At 68.2% G+C, this 15,788-nt stretch carries 17 protein-coding genes and 1 tRNA gene; 4 read left to right on the plus strand and 14 right to left on the minus strand.

Annotated features, from left to right (window positions below; translation table 11 throughout):
• Positions 1-58: 58 nt before the first annotated feature.
• Positions 59-134: transfer RNA gene (locus tag FBZ87_RS12585), tRNA-Ala, on the plus strand.
• 144 nt (positions 135-278) lie between these two features.
• Here FBZ87_RS12585 and FBZ87_RS12590 read toward each other — a convergent pair.
• The 5 genes from FBZ87_RS12590 to FBZ87_RS12610 form a co-directional block, all read right to left on the minus strand.
• Positions 279-911, minus strand: a complete 633-nt coding sequence (locus FBZ87_RS12590) for an acyloxyacyl hydrolase (protein WP_145610668.1) — start codon at positions 909-911, stop codon at positions 279-281.
• A gap of 129 nt (positions 912-1,040) precedes the next feature.
• Positions 1,041-1,730, minus strand: coding sequence for an ABC transporter permease (locus tag FBZ87_RS12595; protein ID WP_145610669.1), 690 nt, complete (start codon positions 1,728-1,730; stop codon positions 1,041-1,043).
• The gene (locus FBZ87_RS12600; protein ID WP_145610670.1) at positions 1,727-2,437 is read right to left on the minus strand and encodes an ABC transporter permease; all 711 of its coding nucleotides are present in this window, start codon (positions 2,435-2,437) and stop codon (positions 1,727-1,729) included. The genes FBZ87_RS12595 and FBZ87_RS12600 overlap by 4 nt, the downstream gene beginning before the upstream one ends.
• Before the next feature lie 488 nt (positions 2,438-2,925).
• Positions 2,926-3,813: a transporter substrate-binding domain-containing protein gene (locus tag FBZ87_RS12605; protein ID WP_145610671.1), complete on the minus strand. Its 888-nt coding sequence runs from the start codon at positions 3,811-3,813 to the stop codon at positions 2,926-2,928.
• Positions 3,814-3,899: 86 nt separating this feature from the next.
• Entirely contained in the window at positions 3,900-4,700 is an 801-nt protein-coding gene (locus FBZ87_RS12610; protein ID WP_145610672.1) for an ABC transporter ATP-binding protein, read from the minus strand.
• A 318-nt stretch (positions 4,701-5,018) separates the two neighbouring features.
• Between FBZ87_RS12610 and FBZ87_RS12615 the strand changes: the two genes are divergently transcribed.
• Positions 5,019-5,990, plus strand: a complete 972-nt coding sequence (locus FBZ87_RS12615) for a hypothetical protein (protein ID WP_186454737.1) — start codon at positions 5,019-5,021, stop codon at positions 5,988-5,990.
• A 199-nt stretch (positions 5,991-6,189) separates the two neighbouring features.
• On the opposite strand, the gene FBZ87_RS29180 is transcribed toward FBZ87_RS12615, so the two are convergent.
• The 4 genes from FBZ87_RS29180 to mtgA all read right to left on the minus strand — a co-directional run bounded on the left by FBZ87_RS29180 (position 6,190) and on the right by mtgA (position 9,481).
• Positions 6,190-6,342, minus strand: a complete 153-nt coding sequence (locus FBZ87_RS29180; RefSeq protein WP_186454738.1) for a hypothetical protein — start codon at positions 6,340-6,342, stop codon at positions 6,190-6,192.
• 10 nt (positions 6,343-6,352) lie between these two features.
• Complete coding sequence (gene feoB, locus FBZ87_RS12620) at positions 6,353-8,245, minus strand: ferrous iron transport protein B (protein ID WP_145610674.1); 1,893 nt, start codon at positions 8,243-8,245, stop codon at positions 6,353-6,355.
• Positions 8,242-8,655, minus strand: a complete 414-nt coding sequence (locus tag FBZ87_RS12625; RefSeq protein ID WP_145610675.1) for a FeoA family protein — start codon at positions 8,653-8,655, stop codon at positions 8,242-8,244. The genes feoB and FBZ87_RS12625 overlap by 4 nt, the downstream gene beginning before the upstream one ends.
• A gap of 142 nt (positions 8,656-8,797) precedes the next feature.
• Positions 8,798-9,481, minus strand: coding sequence for a monofunctional biosynthetic peptidoglycan transglycosylase (gene mtgA, locus FBZ87_RS12630; RefSeq protein ID WP_145610676.1), 684 nt, complete (start codon positions 9,479-9,481; stop codon positions 8,798-8,800).
• Between the two features lie 70 nt (positions 9,482-9,551).
• On the opposite strand from mtgA, the gene FBZ87_RS12635 reads away from it, so the two are divergent.
• A complete protein-coding gene (locus FBZ87_RS12635) occupies positions 9,552-10,205 on the plus strand; it encodes a glutathione S-transferase family protein (RefSeq protein ID WP_145610677.1) in 654 nt (217 codons plus the stop codon).
• Here the strand turns inward: FBZ87_RS12635 and FBZ87_RS12640 are convergent.
• The 4 genes from FBZ87_RS12640 to FBZ87_RS12650 form a co-directional block, all read right to left on the minus strand.
• Positions 10,198-10,509, minus strand: coding sequence for an immunity protein Tsi6 family protein (locus tag FBZ87_RS12640; protein WP_145610678.1), 312 nt, complete (start codon positions 10,507-10,509; stop codon positions 10,198-10,200). The two genes, FBZ87_RS12635 and FBZ87_RS12640, sit on opposite strands and share 8 nt — an antisense overlap.
• Positions 10,510-10,544: 35 nt before the next feature.
• Positions 10,545-10,658: an immunity protein Tsi6 family protein gene (locus tag FBZ87_RS29185; RefSeq protein ID WP_186454739.1), complete on the minus strand. Its 114-nt coding sequence runs from the start codon at positions 10,656-10,658 to the stop codon at positions 10,545-10,547.
• Positions 10,659-10,735: 77 nt separating this feature from the next.
• Positions 10,736-11,005: a hypothetical protein gene (locus FBZ87_RS12645; protein ID WP_145610679.1), complete on the minus strand. Its 270-nt coding sequence runs from the start codon at positions 11,003-11,005 to the stop codon at positions 10,736-10,738.
• Between the two features lies 1 nt (position 11,006).
• The gene (locus FBZ87_RS12650; protein ID WP_186454740.1) at positions 11,007-12,260 is read right to left on the minus strand and encodes a hypothetical protein; all 1,254 of its coding nucleotides are present in this window, start codon (positions 12,258-12,260) and stop codon (positions 11,007-11,009) included.
• Between the two features lie 250 nt (positions 12,261-12,510).
• On the opposite strand from FBZ87_RS12650, the gene FBZ87_RS12655 reads away from it, so the two are divergent.
• Positions 12,511-15,501: an ATP-dependent DNA helicase gene (locus FBZ87_RS12655; protein ID WP_145610681.1), complete on the plus strand. Its 2,991-nt coding sequence runs from the start codon at positions 12,511-12,513 to the stop codon at positions 15,499-15,501.
• A 41-nt stretch (positions 15,502-15,542) separates the two neighbouring features.
• Here the strand turns inward: FBZ87_RS12655 and FBZ87_RS12660 are convergent, their stop codons facing one another.
• Complete coding sequence (locus FBZ87_RS12660; RefSeq protein ID WP_145610682.1) at positions 15,543-15,761, minus strand: hypothetical protein; 219 nt, start codon at positions 15,759-15,761, stop codon at positions 15,543-15,545.
• Positions 15,762-15,788: the final 27 nt, after the last annotated feature.

Genomic DNA, 15,788 nt, shown 5'->3' on the forward strand with positions numbered 1-15,788 from the left:
AGCATTATCCCGCCCACTTCAGGCGCCCGGGACTATGCCCGCCGCCGGATTTGAGTGTGGGGCCGTAGCTCAGCTGGGAGAGCGACGCGTTCGCAATGCGTAGGTCGGGAGTTCGATCCTCCTCGGCTCCACCAAATCCTCCCTTCCAAGACAATGATGACGCGATATGGGACGGACCGGTTGGTACCGGCCATTTGCCGCGCCTTGAAGCATCCCAAAGGGAAGCGGCGCGGAAGTGCCCCTTCCGCGCCGCGCCCCTCACCACCCATTGATCAGGATCAGAGGGCGAAGCTGTAGTAGGCCACCAGGTTGTTGGCGCCCGGGTTGACCGTACGGGTGCGCGGGGTGCCGGGGATGGTGACGGTCTTGCCCAGCTCTGCGTTGGAGATGTGGCTGAGGGCGATGGAGAAGCGGTCGCCGTTGGTGAAGCGGTAGCCGGTCTCGATCTGGGTGCGGAATTCCAAGGGGTAGCCCATGTCCTTGCCATCGCCATGGGCGTAATAGCCGGCGGCGGCGCTGGGCGTGATGAAGAAGGGCCCCCAGGTGAAGTCGGCCTGCAGGCCGCCATAGCCGTAGAAGCTGCCCTTGAAGGTCTGAATCACGCCCACCAGAGGCTTGATGGCGAACCAGTCGTCCACCTTCACCAGCGACCAGCCGAAGCGGTATTCGGCGGTGACGAACTGGGTGCGGTCGTGGGGGGTATCCGCGTCCACCTGGAAAAAGGCGGGCGGATCGATCCACGACTGGTCATAGATGCCGACGCCCAGGGCCAGCAGGTCGGGATCCCGGTCGGCGGCCAGGGCCGGGGCGGCGATGCCCGCCAAGGCGCCGGTCAACAAGGACGTTGCCAACAGGGAAGTGGCGGCGCGCAAACCACGGCCGCGCAGGGCCTTGCGATGGGTCTTCGTCATGATCCTGCTTGGGAGAGTAAAGGCGGAGGGGTTTCCGCCTTTATGCAGAGCAATCCCGCGCCAACTCAAGGGGAAATGGACAACATTGTCCAAGGTGCGACGGCATAGACCTGACGCCCCGCGTTCCTATTACCTTTTTACCGGGGTCAGCCGCCGCTCCGCCAGCTGGACGCCCCGGGTGATGAGGAAGCTCATCCCCAGATATACGGCGCCGGCCAGGCAGAAGACCTCAATGGGCTGGAAGGTGCGGGCCGCGACAGCCTTGGCCACGCCGGTCAGTTCCATCAGGGTGATGGTGCTGGCAAGCGCGCTGCCCTGCAGCATCAGGATGATCTCATTGCCATAGGCTGGCAGCGCCAGGCGGAAGGCCTGGGGCAGGATGATGCGGCGGAACAGCAGGCCGCCGCCCATGCCGCAGGCGCGCGCCGCCTCCACCTGGCCATGGGGCACGGCCTCGATGCCGCCGCGCATGATCTCCGCCGTGTAGGCGCCGGTGTTCAGCACGAAGGCGATGATGGCGCACCAGTACGGTTCCCGCAGCAGGGGCCACAGCACGCTCTGGCGCACGGCGTCGAACTGGCCCAGGCCGTAATAGATCAGGAAGATCTGCACCAGCAGGGGCGTGGAGCGGAAGACGTAGATGTAGCCGCGCGCCACCCACGACAGCGGCGCCAGGTGCGACAGCCGCATCACGGCGACCAGCGTGGCCAGCACTAGCCCCACCAGCAGCGACAGGGCCACCAGCTGCACCGTCAGCCAGGTGCCGGTGACGAACTGAGGCAGGGCCGCCATCAGGGCGGTGACGAGGGGGGAGTTCATCGGGCGGCCCTCCGCACGCCACGCCCGGCCCAGCCCTCCGCCCGGGCGAACAGGCGGCCGGACAAGCCGGCCAAGGCCAGATACAGCAAGCCGGCGGTGGTGAAGAACAGGAAGGGCTGGCGGGTGGCGCCCTGGGCCAGATAGGCCACGCGCATCAGCTCCACCAGCGCCACCACGGAAACCAGCGAGGTGTCCTTCAGGGTCAGCTGCCAGACGTTGCCCAGGCCAGGCAAGGCATAGCGCAAGGTCTGGGGCAGCATGACGTGGCGGAAGGTGAGCCAGCGGTTCATGCCCAAGGCCTTGGCGGCCTCGACCTGGCCATGGGGCACCGCCAGGGCGCCACCGCGCAGCACCTCGGCGGAATAGGCGCCGGACACCGTCCCCACCGCCAGGATGCCCACGGGCAGGGCCGACAGTTCCACCGGCCCGTTGAAGCCCAGCAGGCTGACGACCCAAGTGGCCGCGCTGTTGCCGCCGAAGAACAGCAGGTAGATGACCAGCAATGAGGGCACACCGCGCACAATGGTGGTGTAGACATCCGCCGCGACCCGGCCGCCCCGATGGCCGGACAGCTTCAAGGCCGCCGCCGCGCCGCCCAGGGCCAGGCCCCACAGATAGGCCGACACCGCCACCAGCAGGGTCATCCCCATGCCCTGCAGCAGCTGCAAGCCCCAGCCCCGGCCCCCAAAGCCCAATAGGTCTATCATTACCGTGCCAATTCCTCAGACGCCGGCGGGGCATCCGCCCCTTGGCTTGTCCTCGATTTCCAGTCCACTGCGTTCCCCGGAAATCTCCGGCGGCCCCGGTCGGGGCCTAGTCGCTACGCTTGTATCTCATGCCTCAGACGCCGGCGGGGGGCATCCGCCCCTTGGCTTGTCCTCGATTTCCAGTCCACTGCGTTCCCCGGAAATCTCCGGCGGCCCCGGTCGGGGCCTAGTCGCTACGCTTGCCTCTCATGCCTCAGACGCCGGCGGGGCATCCGCCCCTTGGCTTGTCCTCGATTTCCAGTCCACTGCGTTCCCCGGAAATCCCGGCGGCCCCGGTCGGGGCCTAGTCGCTACCAGCGGCCCGCTAAGGCCCTAGGCCGCGACCGCGGCCGCCGGAGCGAGTACCGAAGGGCGCAGCGAGGATAGCCAAGGGGCGGATGCCCCGCCGGCGCCTGAGGCAACCCAAGACTCGGCGCTTGAGGGAAAAATCACTTCGCCGATGCGTCGAAGTGGAACCACTGTTCTGCCAGCTTCTTCATGGTGCCGTCTTCCTTGGCGGCGGTGATGGCGTTGTTCAGGGCGTCCAGCAGGCGGCCGTCGCCCTTGCGCAGGGCGGCGGCGATGCCGGGGCCGAGCAGGCCGCCGGTGATGCCGGGGCCGAAGGTGGCGGCGTTCTGGCCGTCGGTGCCCTCGAGGAAAGGCTGCCAGCCGGTCATGTCGGCCAGGCCGGCGTCGACACGGCCGGTCGCCAGGTCCAGCGACAGGTTCTGCAGCGTGTCGTAGCGGCGGACGGTGACGGTGTCGCCCAGGTAGGTGTCCAGGAAGTTGGCATGGATGGTGGCCACCTGCACGCCCACGGTCTTGCCCTTCAGCGCCGCCTTCAACTTGTCCATGGCCTGGGTGGAGGCCTCGTCCATGTTGGAGATGTCCAGCCGCTGCAGGCCGAAGTCGATCTTGGTCAGGGGGCTGTCCTTGGGGGCCACGAAATAGGCCGGGGTCACCACGTAGGGAACGGTGAAGTCCACGGCCTGCCGGCGGTCTTCCGTCACGGACATGCCGGCCAGGATGACGTCATACTTGCCAGCCTGCAGGCCGGGGATGATGCCGTCCCACGCCTGGGCGGCGATCTCGCACTTCACGCCCAGGCGCCGGCACAAATCCTTGGCCAGGTCGATCTCGAACCCCTTCAGCGTGCCGTCGGGCTCCGCCACGTTGAAGGGCGGGTAGGCCCCCTCCGTCGCCACGCGCAGGGGATTGGGCACCCCCTGGTCGGTCACGGTGGGCGCGCCGGTGCCGGACGGCGTGCGGTGCGTCGCCAGGTACGCAGCCCCGGCGACCACCGCCACCGCGATCAGGCCCAAGACCAGCTTCTTCATGAAACCCCCTACGAAACCAATGACGGGACGGTCCGCATCAACACCCGGTGTCCGATCGGCCGCCGCTCTTTGTTGTCCAGTATGCCTTAAGCGGGCCGGGCCAGGAATTGCCGGCAGCGGTCGCTGCGGGGGTTGCCGAACACCTCGTCGGGCGTCCCCTCTTCCTCCACCCGGCCCTGGTGCAGAAACAGCACGTGGGAGGAGACGTCGCGGGCGAAGGCCATCTCATGCGTCACGATCAGCATGGTGGCGCCCTCGTCCGCCAATTGGCGGATGACGCGCAGCACCTCGCCCACCAGCTCCGGATCCAGCGCCGAGGTCGGCTCATCGAACAGCATGACGCGGGGCTGCATCGCCAGCATGCGGGCGATGGCGGCGCGCTGCTGCTGCCCGCCTGACAACTGGCTGGGATAATAATCCTGCCGCTGGCCCAGGCCCACCTTGTCCAGCAGGGCCTTGGCCCGGTCCATCGCCTCGGCCCGGGGCACGCCCAGGACATGCACCGGCGCCTCGATCACGTTCTCCAGCACCGTCATGTGGGTCCACAGGTTAAAGCCCTGGAACACCATGCCGAGGCGCTGGCGGATGCGGTCCACCTGTTTGCGGTCAGCCGGCACCGCCGCGCCGCGGCGGTCGCGCCCCATGCGGATCAGCTCGCCATTCACCCAGACCTGGCCCTCATCCGGGGTCTCCAGCAGGTTGATGCAGCGCAGCAGCGTGCTCTTGCCCGAGCCGGAGGACCCGATGAGGGAGATGACGTCGCCGTCCCGCGCCGTCAGGGAGACGCCCTTCAGCACCTCCGTCTCGCCGAAGCGCTTGTGCAAGTCCCGCACAAGAATGGCGGTGTTGGCTTGGTCGGCCACGGCGACAGCCGGCGATTGCGTCATAGGACCCCGAAATTCGTCCGGACCCATCCGGACCAGAAAGCGCACCCGGCCGGCGCGGCGATGGGGGCCGCGCGCCAGCCGGTGACCGTGAATGACCGTGGGACGTTTCCTTGGAAGAAAACCCCGAAGCCGGCAAAACTACCGTGCGCCGCCCGGGACGGAAAGAGGTTTCCTGTCACGGCCCAAAGCGGGGACTGCAGGCCTTGACGGCACCCAGGGCCGATGCAGCCCCCGCCAAACGTGGTAGTGTGGCCTGGCACCCCGACGCCCGGCGGCGATGGGGCGCCGTCGTTCATCATCCGGAACCGTCCAGCGCCCATGAGCACAGGCATCCAGCCCGCGGCCAACCGCAGCACGCACTTCCTGTTCGACCACAAGGTCTTCACGGTCGACGGTTGCCGCTTCATCCTGTCCAAGACGAACGATGAGCCGGTGATGTGCATGAAGCTGGGCAAGCTGGACGTCGAGGTGCCCATCGAGAAGATCTGCACCGAGTTCGGCATCCAGCCCAAATCCTTCGACGGCCAGCTGCTGACCATGGCGGCCAAGGGCCTGCGCTATGTGCGCGAAATCCGCCCCGGTGACACCATTCCCAACGAGCTGATCGACGGCACCGCCAGCTGGCGGGTGGACGAGCGGCATTACAATGTGGCCAAGGGCCGCCTGACGGTGCAGCTGGTCACCTGGCTGACGGGCGGCGAGACCGTGGTGTCCAGTCCCGAGCAGCTGGAACAAGTGGTGGAAGACCCCGGGACCAAGGCCCGCGTCCACGAGGCCTTCCGCATGATCGCCAACCGGCTGTCGCTGGCCGGCGATCCGGAGGAGGAGATCGGCCTGCACATCGACATGCTGGCCAAGGAGCTGTCCTATATCGAGGCACTGCGCGAGCGGTCCCTGGCCCTGCACAAGGTCCGCCAGGGGCTGGAGACGGCCCACCGCATCTACAAGGCCGAGCGCATGGTCAAGGAAGAGATCGTGCGCATGCAGACCTTGTCGCTGCCGCCTATCGCCGACCTGGAATCCCGATTCGCCCAGGTGGACGCCCAGACGGGTGAGATCCTGGCCATGCTGCGCAAGTTCGACCAGAACATCAGTTACATCCGGGAGATGCGCGACGATTTGCACCAGTCGCTGCTGCCCTGGGACGAGGTGCTGGATGGCTGGCTGACCGTGACGGTGGAGAAAAGCCCGGAACTGGAGGCCCTCATGAAGCGGACCTACCACTTCCTGGCCAAGCGTTACAGCCAGGCCACCCAGTGGCGCTTGGCGACGCGGCCCGCGCCTAAGTAAGGCCCCCTCAGACGCCGGCCGCCGGCATCCGCCGGCTTGGCTTGTCCTCGCGTTTCAGTCCGCTGCGCTCCCCAAAACGCTCCGGCGGCCCCGGTCGGGGCCTAGAGCGGAACAGGTTAAGAGCAAGATGCGATCATGACTGATCGCATCTTGCTCTAGGCTGGCGTTGCCAGCCCCTGTCTTCCCGGTTTGTAAGGGGTCAGCCGCCGCAGTTGCAGCTGTCGGAGCCGCAGGGGCCCGGCGCCTTGCCGGCCGCCAGCTGGCGGCGGCGGAGGACGCGGCGGATGGTGGGTCGCAGGACCCAGGCCAGCGCGGCCACCACGATTACCCCCACGATCGCTTGCTGAATCATGGTGTCCTCCTTACGCCCACCCCAGGCTGGCGGCGATGTGGTAGGTCGCGAACGAGGCCAGGTAGGCCAGGGTCAGCATGTAGCCGAACATGATGAGCGGCCATTTCAGGGAGTTGGTCTCGCGCCGTACCACGCCTAGGGTGGAGGCGCACTGGGGCGCGAAGACATACCAGGCCAGCAGCGACAAGGCCGTGGCCAGCGACCAGCTATGGCCCAGCGTATCCATCAGCGCCGTCACGTTCTCCTCGCCCCCACCCACGGCGTAGACGGTACCCAGGGCCGCCACCGCCACCTCGCGCGCGGCCATGCCGGGAATGAGCGCCACGGTGATCTGCCAGTTGAAGCCGATGGGGGCCACCAGCGGCTGCAGCCAATGCCCGACCATGCCGGCGATGGAATAGTCGATGGCGGGATCGGTCGCCCCCGCCGGCGCACCAGGGAAGGAGCTGAGGAACCAGATCAGGATCATGATGCTGAGGATGGTGGTGCCGGCCCGCTGCAGGAAGGCCTTGGCCCGCGTCCAGACGCCCATCACCAGGTTCTTCGCGTCCGGCACCTTGTAGGCCGGCAGTTCCATCAGGAAGGGTTCCACCGTGCCGCGCCACACCAGGCGCCGCATGACGAAGGCGACCAGCAAGGCACTCAGGATGCCGGCAGCATAAAGCCCGAACATCACCAGCCCCTGCAGGGCAAACACACCGCCCACCGTGCGGTCCGGCACAAAGGCGGAGATGATCAGGGTGTAGACCGGGATGCGGGCGGAACAGGTCATCAGTGGCGCCACCATGATGGTCGCCAGCCGGTCGCGCCGGTTGTCGATGACGCGGGTTGCCATGATGCCGGGAATGGCGCAGGCGAAGCTGGACAGCAGTGGGATGAAGGCGCGGCCGTGCAGGCCCGCCCCGCCCATGATCTTGTCCATCAGGAAGGCCGCCCGCGGCATGTAGCCGAAATCTTCCAGCAGGATGATGAAGGTGAACAGGATGACGATCTGCGGCAGGAAGACGACGATGCTGCCCACGCCGGCGATGACGCCGTCGGTGATCAGGCTGCGCAGGATGCCATCGGGCATGGCGCCGTTGATCCAGGCGGCCAGGGCGTCGAACCCGGCCTTGATGCCGTCCATCGCCGGCTGCGCCCAGGTGAATACCGCCTGGAACATGAAGAACAGCACGGTCAGCAGGATCAGCAGCCCCGCCACCGGGTTCAGCAGCACGGTGTCCAGCCGGGTGGTCCAGGTGTCGGGCTTCGTGGGCGGACGCACCGCCAGCTTGATGATGCGGTCGGCCTCGCGGTGGGTGGCGCGCACCTCTTCCGCCGAAGGCTCGTGCCAGGTGTTGGCGCCGGCGGTGGCGGCATCCGCCAGCTCCACCGCCGCGGTGTCGATGTGCTTCAGCAGGTCGACCGTGCCGGCCTTGCGTACCGCGACGGTGGGCACCACCGGCACCCCCAGTTCGGCCGACAGGCGGGCGATGTCGATCTCGATGCCGCGATGCCGGGCGATGTCGAACATGTTGAGGGCCAGCAGCAGCGGCCGCCCCACCTGCTTCAGCTCCAGCACCAGGCGCAGCACCAGACGCAGGTTGGTGGCGTCGGCCACGCAGACCAGCAGGTCGGGCTCCGCCTCGCCCTTGAAGCGGCCCAGCACAACGTCGCGCGTCACCTCCTCATCCGGGCTGCGGGCGCGCAAGGAATAGGTGCCGGGCAGGTCCAGGACCTGGATGCGCCGGCCCTCGGGCGTGGTGAAGCTGCCTTCCTTGCGCTCCACCGTCACGCCGGCGTAGTTCGCCACCTTCTGCCGGCTGCCGGTCAGGGCGTTGAACAGCGCGGTCTTGCCGCAATTGGGGTTGCCCACCAGGGCGATGCGGGGGGCCGTCTGCAGGACGGGGGCGATGGCGTTCATGACCGGCGGTCTTTGGCGATGGCATCTGCGGCGAGGGCATCTGCGGCGATGGCGCGTGGGGCGGCGCCCGACGCGGCCGGCTGTTGCCAGGCGGTAATCAGGATGGCCTCGGCCTCGCGGCGGCGCAGGGCCACGCGCATGTCGTCCACCTTCACAGCGATGGGATCGCGGCCGAACAGGCCCTCATGCAGGATTTCCACCCTGGCCCCCTCGACGAAGCCGATCTCCAGCAGCCGGCGCTCCAGCTCATCCGGGTCCAGGCTGTCGTGCAGGGCACCGTCCAGGCCCACGCGGATCACCCGGCCCACCTCCCCCTTCGCGGCCCGGCTCAGGGGGCGGGCGTCGGCGGGAAGGGCGTCCGGACCGGGGGCGGGCGCGTCCGAAACGGCGGGGCGGGAGGAGAGATGCATCCGAATACGCCTCAGGCCCCGTCGCCGGAGCCCGTCGAAAGAGGGCTGTCCCGGGAACCGGCCCGGGGCGTCCCGGAAATTAATAGTTATTCTCACGCCTCTGTACAAGGGACGCGCGCCAAGCCGCCGCATGCGGCGGGGGCTAGCGCCTCAGGCACCCGTCCAGCCCATCGCGGCCGACGATGGCGGCGCGCTGTTCCAGCACGCCGATGCGCCGGGCGACGTAAGGGCCGGGATGCCGCGCGTTCCACTTGCGCGGGCTGGGCAGCACGGCGGCCAGCGCCGCCGCCTGCGCAGGCGACAGGGCCGACGCCGTCACACCGAAGTAGGAGCGCGCCGCCGCCTCCGCTCCATAAAGGCCGTCGCCCCATTCCACGATGTTCAGATACATCTCCATGATACGGCGCTTGCCCCAGATCAGCTCGATCAGCTCGGTGAAGCCGAACTCCACACCCTTGCGCAGCCAGGTGCGGCCGGGCCACAGGAAGGCGTTCTTGGCCGTCTGCTGGCTGATGGTGCTGGCGCCGCGCAGCTTGTGGCCTTCCTCATCCTCGTCCATGGCGGCGTCCACCGCCTGCCAGTCCACGCCGTGATGGCTGCAGAAGCGGCTGTCCTCCGCCCCGATGACGGCGCGCTGAAGGGCAGGCGCAATGCGGTCCAGCGGCACGGGCGTCCAGCCCTGGGTGGGCACGCCCTGCATCCGGCGGATGAGCATCAGGGGCGTGCCCGGCGGGTCCATCACAGCATAGAGGCAGACCCAGCCCAGGGTGAGCACCACCCCCGCCAGCAGCACGACTTGCGCCCAGCGGAAGGCCCGCCGTAGCATCGCGCGCCGTTCAGGCCGCCGGCCCGCGCCGGCCTTTATCGAGTTGGCTTTCTCTTGGGGGGATCCGTCCATGGCCTACACGCTGTTCTATTTCCCGGGAAATGCCAACCTGGCGCCGCACATGGCGCTGGAGGAAATCGGCGTCCCCTACGAGCTGGCGCTGCTGGACCGCGCCAATGCCGAGCATAAGGCGGCCCCCTACCTGGCCCGCAACCCCACCGGCCGCATCCCCACCCTGCTGGCCCAGCAGCCGGACGGCACCGAGGAGACAGTGTTCGAGACGGCCGCCATCCTGCTGCACCTGGCGGACAGGCACCCCGAGGCCAAGCTGGCGCCCGCCCCCGGCGCGGCCGGCCGGGGCCGCTTCCTCACCTGGCTGTTCCACCTGACCAACACCATTCAGCCGGAATACCGCGTCTTCTATTATCCCGAGCAGCATGTGACCGACCCCGCCCACATCGCCGACGCCAAGGCTACGGCGGAGCGGCGCCTGTGCCAAATGTTCGCCCTGGTCGACCGCGAACTGGCCGCCCGCCCCTACATCGCCGCCGATCACATCACCGTGGCCGACTTCCTGCTGCTCATGCTGGTGCGCTGGGGTCGTAATTTCACCCATCCGCCCCGCGACCTGCCCCAGGTGGGCCGCCTGTGCGCCGAGCTTCTGGCCCGCCCGTCGGTGCAACGCGCCTTCGCGCAGGAGGGGCTGGCGGCGCCGTTCATTTAGGCGGGGGCAGCCGTTCCGCCCAAGCATTGGCCCAAGCATTGGCCCAGGCATTGATGGTGTGCAGCAGGTCCGCCAGATCGGGGTCGATGGTCTCGACCTCGCGGGCCGCTTGGACGCCAATGACGATGTCGGTGAGCCGCGACCGGTCGGCCGCCGGATCGGTCGCGACCTCCAGAAGATAGTCGAGCTGGCGGTGGACCGAGGCGAAGGTGGCGATGTCCGGCCACTGCCCCCGCAGCCGCCGGCAGCGGGCAAGGGCGTCCCGTATCAGGTCCGGGATGATCGCCCCTTCACGAAACGTCATTATCGTCACTCAAGCGCACCGGCATCCCATCCGCGTCATGGCTTAAGCCCCTTGCCCATCCGCGTGGCAATGGCCTGCGCGGCCATCAGCGCCGCCGCCAATTCCGGATCGCTCTCAGCGAACTCACGGACGGCGTAATGCCCCATCATGCCTCCAATTTTCCATCGAGCCATTTCTACGGGATTGGACAACAGCCCTCACGCAATTCAATTATTTGCGCTATGAGTTATTCCAGCTTGGGGACAGGAAAAGAAATTGCGACCTTTTTATCATCATCAGTGAATCCTATTTCCGCATTATTATGAGGTGTTGCTTCCGTCTTCCAAACACGAAGTCGACTATCTTGAGTAAGTTTTGCATACAGTCCTGCCGTTATCGGGCCACGCATGTAAACAACCTCCCTTACCTTACTCCATCCCGTGGTAATGTCAGCTACCGCATTTCCATCATTTTTGGCCAATTCAATCACATCATCGATTATGGTTGAGTAGGTCATTTTATTCTCCCAACTGTATTTCACGCACCAAGCGTAGATTGTCGGCGTAGTCGCTGATAAAATATTGGCTTCCACCACCGTCACCTAGACCAGGATTTGCCTTCACTGTACCGAACGGCACTCGCGCATCGTTAATTACCTCGTATTCGCCAACCTTAGGCCGGTATCCAAATTCTGGGTGCTCTTTGACTTGCAGACTCTGGAATAGATCTGTTCTACTTCCTCCGGCATTTTCCAAAGTCTGTATATCTGTGTAATAAGCAGACTGGCCTGGCAGACCACCATATACCTTGTCACCTGCCTTAAGATCCTTCATCTCCCACTCGTCGGCTGCGTATCCCCATTTAACCTGGTCAGCTTTGGCTTCATCAATCGCCAGTCGATCTTGGGCCGATAATTTTGGTGGTTTAGGCACTTCCTTAAGCGGAGGCGATAGTTCCTTCGGCGGTAACGGCGGGTCGGCCGGCGGCGGGGGCGGTTCCTCGACCACCGGGCGCTTGCCGCCCGACACCGGCTTCACCTTGGCGATCAAGGCGATGATTGCGTTGATGGTCAGGATGGTGAGGCCGGCGGCGGTGCGTTTGGCAGCTTCGTCCAAATCGTGCTGGGTCTTGGCGGTGGTGGCCAGGGCGATGCCGTGGCCCAGGTCGTTCAGGCCCTGGAACACCGACCAGCCCACCATGGCGTAGCCCACGCCCAGCAGGATGACGTCGATGGCCTCGCCATAGCCCGCCAGGTGGCCGCCGGCCCATACCACCAGGAAGCCGGCCAGCCAGTACAGCGTCTCGCGGGTGAACAGGCTTTTGGCCGCCTGCTGCATCTCGCGCGGCAGCAGGGGCACGCAGCGGCGCAGGGTGGCGACGACACGGTCGGTCACCGACCATTGCGCGGGCTGGCCGGGCGGGTCCTCATCCCCCTGGTCGGGCCGGGGCGGGTCCACGGGTGGGGGCGAGAGCGGGGCGACGGCGCGGGGGATGAGGAAGGCGCTGAGGCTGCCCATGGCCAGGTCGCGCATCGCCTGGTCGATGAGTTGCGTGTCGCTGACGCGGAAGTCCACCCCCTGCACCACCCGGCGCAGGCGCAGGCGGCCGATGGTGTCCAGGCCATGCAGGTATTTGATGACGCGGGCGTCCCGCCAAATGGGGCTGCAGGTCGGCCCGCCCAGGGCATAGCGCCGCATGCCGGCGGGAATGGCGCGCGTGGGGCCGATCAGCAGGCGGCCCTCGGGAATCTCGGCGTCCATCCAGTCGGCCATGGACAGGCCGGCCGCGCCGCCGCCGCTGATGAAACTGTCAGGCACCGTCCCTTCCCCTGCGTTCAATCCAGGCCGCCGCGCGGCCCAGGGGGTGAAGTAAGACGATCCCTTGCACGGGAAAGGGGCATATCCAGACAGGCCAGGCCTCGGCCGCTGTCCCCGAAAAGGACCGACGCAGCCGTACCGCTTTTGTTCATGAAATGCCGCGAGTCGCCGTCTATACTCCGGCCCGTCCAACGCTGAAGCCCCGATGACCGATCCGTTTCAACCACCCGCCGCCCCGAAGCCGCCGCCCAGCCTGGTGTCCGCCCCCACCGGGCCGCGGCGCCTGCTGGTGCCGGACGCGCCAGCCCTGGTGCCGGGTGCCCGCCAGGCGGTGTGGCTGAGCCCCGATGGCGAGGTGGAGATCATCGACAAGGCGGAGGCGGTGCGCCGCGCCACCCGTCAGCCGCACCTGCTGTGCCATGCCCGCGCCACCGCGCGGCGCCTGGGCACCGACAAGCTGATCCAGGGATATGACCTGCTGGAGCTGTACGCCTTCGTGCGGCCCGCCACCTTCTGCCTGCCCACGCCGCGGGGCCTGGCGCAGGCGCTGGACCTGCCCCGACCGGCGGATGCGGAGGCCGAGGCCCTGACCCTGGTGCGCGCGGCCGAGGCCCTGCTGCGCGAACTGATGGGCCCGGTCGACGACCAGCGCTCCGATCCCGTCGGCCTGGCCTGGGCCATGGGCGCCGAGGGCCAAGGGGACGGCCATGGGGGCGTCCAAGGGGGTGGCGGCTGGCTGTGGTCGCCCCTGGTGCTGGCCGCCTTGGGCGCGCCCGCGGGGCCGGAGAAGTCGCGTTGGCGCGGCGGCGCCATCCGCGCCTACCAGGTGTGGGCCGGCATGAAGGAATGGCAGGCGGACGCGCCGGAGCCGCCGCCCGGCCATTTGCCGGTGGAGCCGGCCGAGGCCCGCCGCCGCCTGGCCGACCTGGTGATGAACGGCAGCCAGGCCGAACCCCGGCCGCAGCAGTCGGACTACGCCAGCGCCGTCTCCACCGCCTTCACCCCCCGCGACGTGGAGGGCGAACCCAACCTGGTGCTGGCGGAGGCCGGCACGGGCGTGGGCAAGACCCTGGGCTACCTGGCGCCGGCCACCGTGTGGGCGGAGAAGAACAAGGGCCCCGTCTGGATTTCCACCTACACCCGCCAGCTGCAGCACCAGATCGACAAGGAGATGGACCGCCTGCACCGCGACCCCGCCACCAAGGCGCGCAAGGTGGTGATCCGCAAGGGGCGGGAGAATTACCTGTGCCTGCTGAACCTGGAGGAGGCGGCCGGTGTGGCCACCGCCAACCCTCAGTACGCCGTGGCCATCGGCCTGATGGCGCGCTGGGCCGCCGCCACCCGCGACGGCGACATGCAGGGCGGCGACTTCCCCGGATGGCTGGTCGACCTGCTGGGCAAGGGCCGCACCTTGGCGCTGGCCGACCGGCGGGGCGAATGCGTCTACAGCGCCTGCAGCCACTACACCAAATGCTTCATCGAGAAGAGCGTGCGCCGGGCGCGGCGGGCCGACATCGTCATCGCCAACCATGCCCTGGTCATGATCCAGGCGGCCCTGGGCGGCGGGGACGATGCCTACATCCCCACCCGCTATGTCTTCGATGAGGGCCACCACGTCTTCGACGCCGCCGACAACGCCTTCGCCGGCCACCTGACGGGGTTCGAGACGGCGGAGCTGCGCCGCTGGCTGCTGGGCGCCGAAAGCGGCGGGCGCAGCCGGGCGCGCGGCCTGCGCCGCCGGGTGGAGGATCTGATCGGCGGCGACGACCACGCCAGCCGCCTGCTGGACGAGATCGCCCGCGCCGCCCGCACCCTGCCGGGCGAGGCCTGGCCGCAGCGCGTGGGCGGCGGCGAGCCGGTGGGCCCGACGGAGGCCTTCCTGGCCCGGGTGCGCGCCCAGGTCTATGCCCGCGCCCATGGACCGGACAACCCCTACAGCCTGGAGGTGGAGGTGCAGCCCCTGGTGGACGGGGTGCTGGAGGCGGCGCAGGCACTGTCATCCGCCCTGGGAGAGCTGTCCGCCCCGCTGGAAGCCCTGGCCGACCGGCTGCGTGAGCGGCTGGACGACGAGTCGGATGAGCTGGAGAGCGACACCCGCCGGCGCATCGACGCCATCGCCCGCAGCCTGAAGCGCCGCTCCGCCAACGAGATCGGCGGCTGGCGCCAGATGCTGGCGGCCCTGGCCGAGGAGACGCCCAGCCGCTACGTCGATTGGTTCGGGGTGGAGCGCCAGGACGGCCGCGACCTGGACGTGGGCATGTACCGCCACTGGGTGGACCCTACCTGGCCGCTGGCCCAGATCCTGGGCGCGCAGGCCCATGGCCTGGTCATGACCTCCGCCACCCTGACGGACGGCACCGGCGATGTGGAGGCGGACTGGCAGGCGGCCCACGCCCGCACCGGCGCCATCCACCTGCCCCGCCCCGCCCTGCGCGCCCAGGTGCCGTCCCCCTTCGACTACGCCAGCCAGACGCGGGTGCTGATCGTCAACGACGTGCGCAAGGACGATTTGGCCCAGGTGGCCGCCGCCTATCGCGAGCTGTTCCTGGCCTCAGGCGGCGGCGCCATCGGCCTGTTCACGGCGGTGCAGCGCCTGCGCGCCGTGCATGAGCGCATCGGCGCGCCGCTGGAGGCCGCCGGCCTGCCGCTGCTGTCTCAGCACCTGGACGGGCTGGACGTGGCGACGCTGGTCGACATCTTCCGGGGGGAGGACAACGCCTGCCTGCTGGGCACCGACGCGGTGCGCGACGGCGTGGACGTGCCCGGCCGGTCCCTGCGCCTGATCGTCTTCGACCGCGTGCCCTGGCCGCGGCCGGACATCCTGCACAAGGCGCGGCGCGATTATTTCGACCGCACCGCCCGGCGGCGGCATTACGACGACATGATCACCCGGCTGCGGCTGCGCCAGGCCTTCGGCCGGCTGGTGCGACGGGCCGACGACACCGGCGTGTTCGTGTTACTGGACCCCATGATGCCCAGCCGGCTGAAGGGCGCCTTCCCGGGCGGGGTGGAGCCGCAGCGCGTGGGCCTGGCCGAGGCGGTGCGCATCACGCGCGACTTCCTGCATGCGCCGGGCCAGGGGCCGGATCTCACCCTGCCGCCCCTGACGAGACCCGCGCCGTCAAGGCTGTCATCACCGCACGAGGATCCGTGGGGGGACGAGCCCTTTCATCTGCAGGGCTTCGACCTGGAATGACCTCCACCAGCCTCAGGCTGGCTTGAGCATCCCTGTCGGCGTTAAGCCGACTTCAGCATAGACGTGTAGATGGCCCAGGCGGTGGCGACGCTGACGCCGCCGGCGCGGGCACCGGCAGCCAGCATCTCGGTCGTGGGCTTCAGCGGCACGGGGGTGTGAGTCATCACCGGATCCGCCAGCGCGGTGCGGCCGCCGCCCACCGTCAGGAAACCGGCGCTCAGGGTTTGGTCATCACGGTGCGGCGCGTCCAGCAGGCTCATCGTTCCATTCCCCTCGATTGCAGGTGT

The sequence above is a fragment of the Nitrospirillum amazonense genome (genome assembly GCF_007828035.1).
GTDB classification, from domain to species: Bacteria; Pseudomonadota; Alphaproteobacteria; order Azospirillales; family Azospirillaceae; genus Nitrospirillum; species Nitrospirillum amazonense.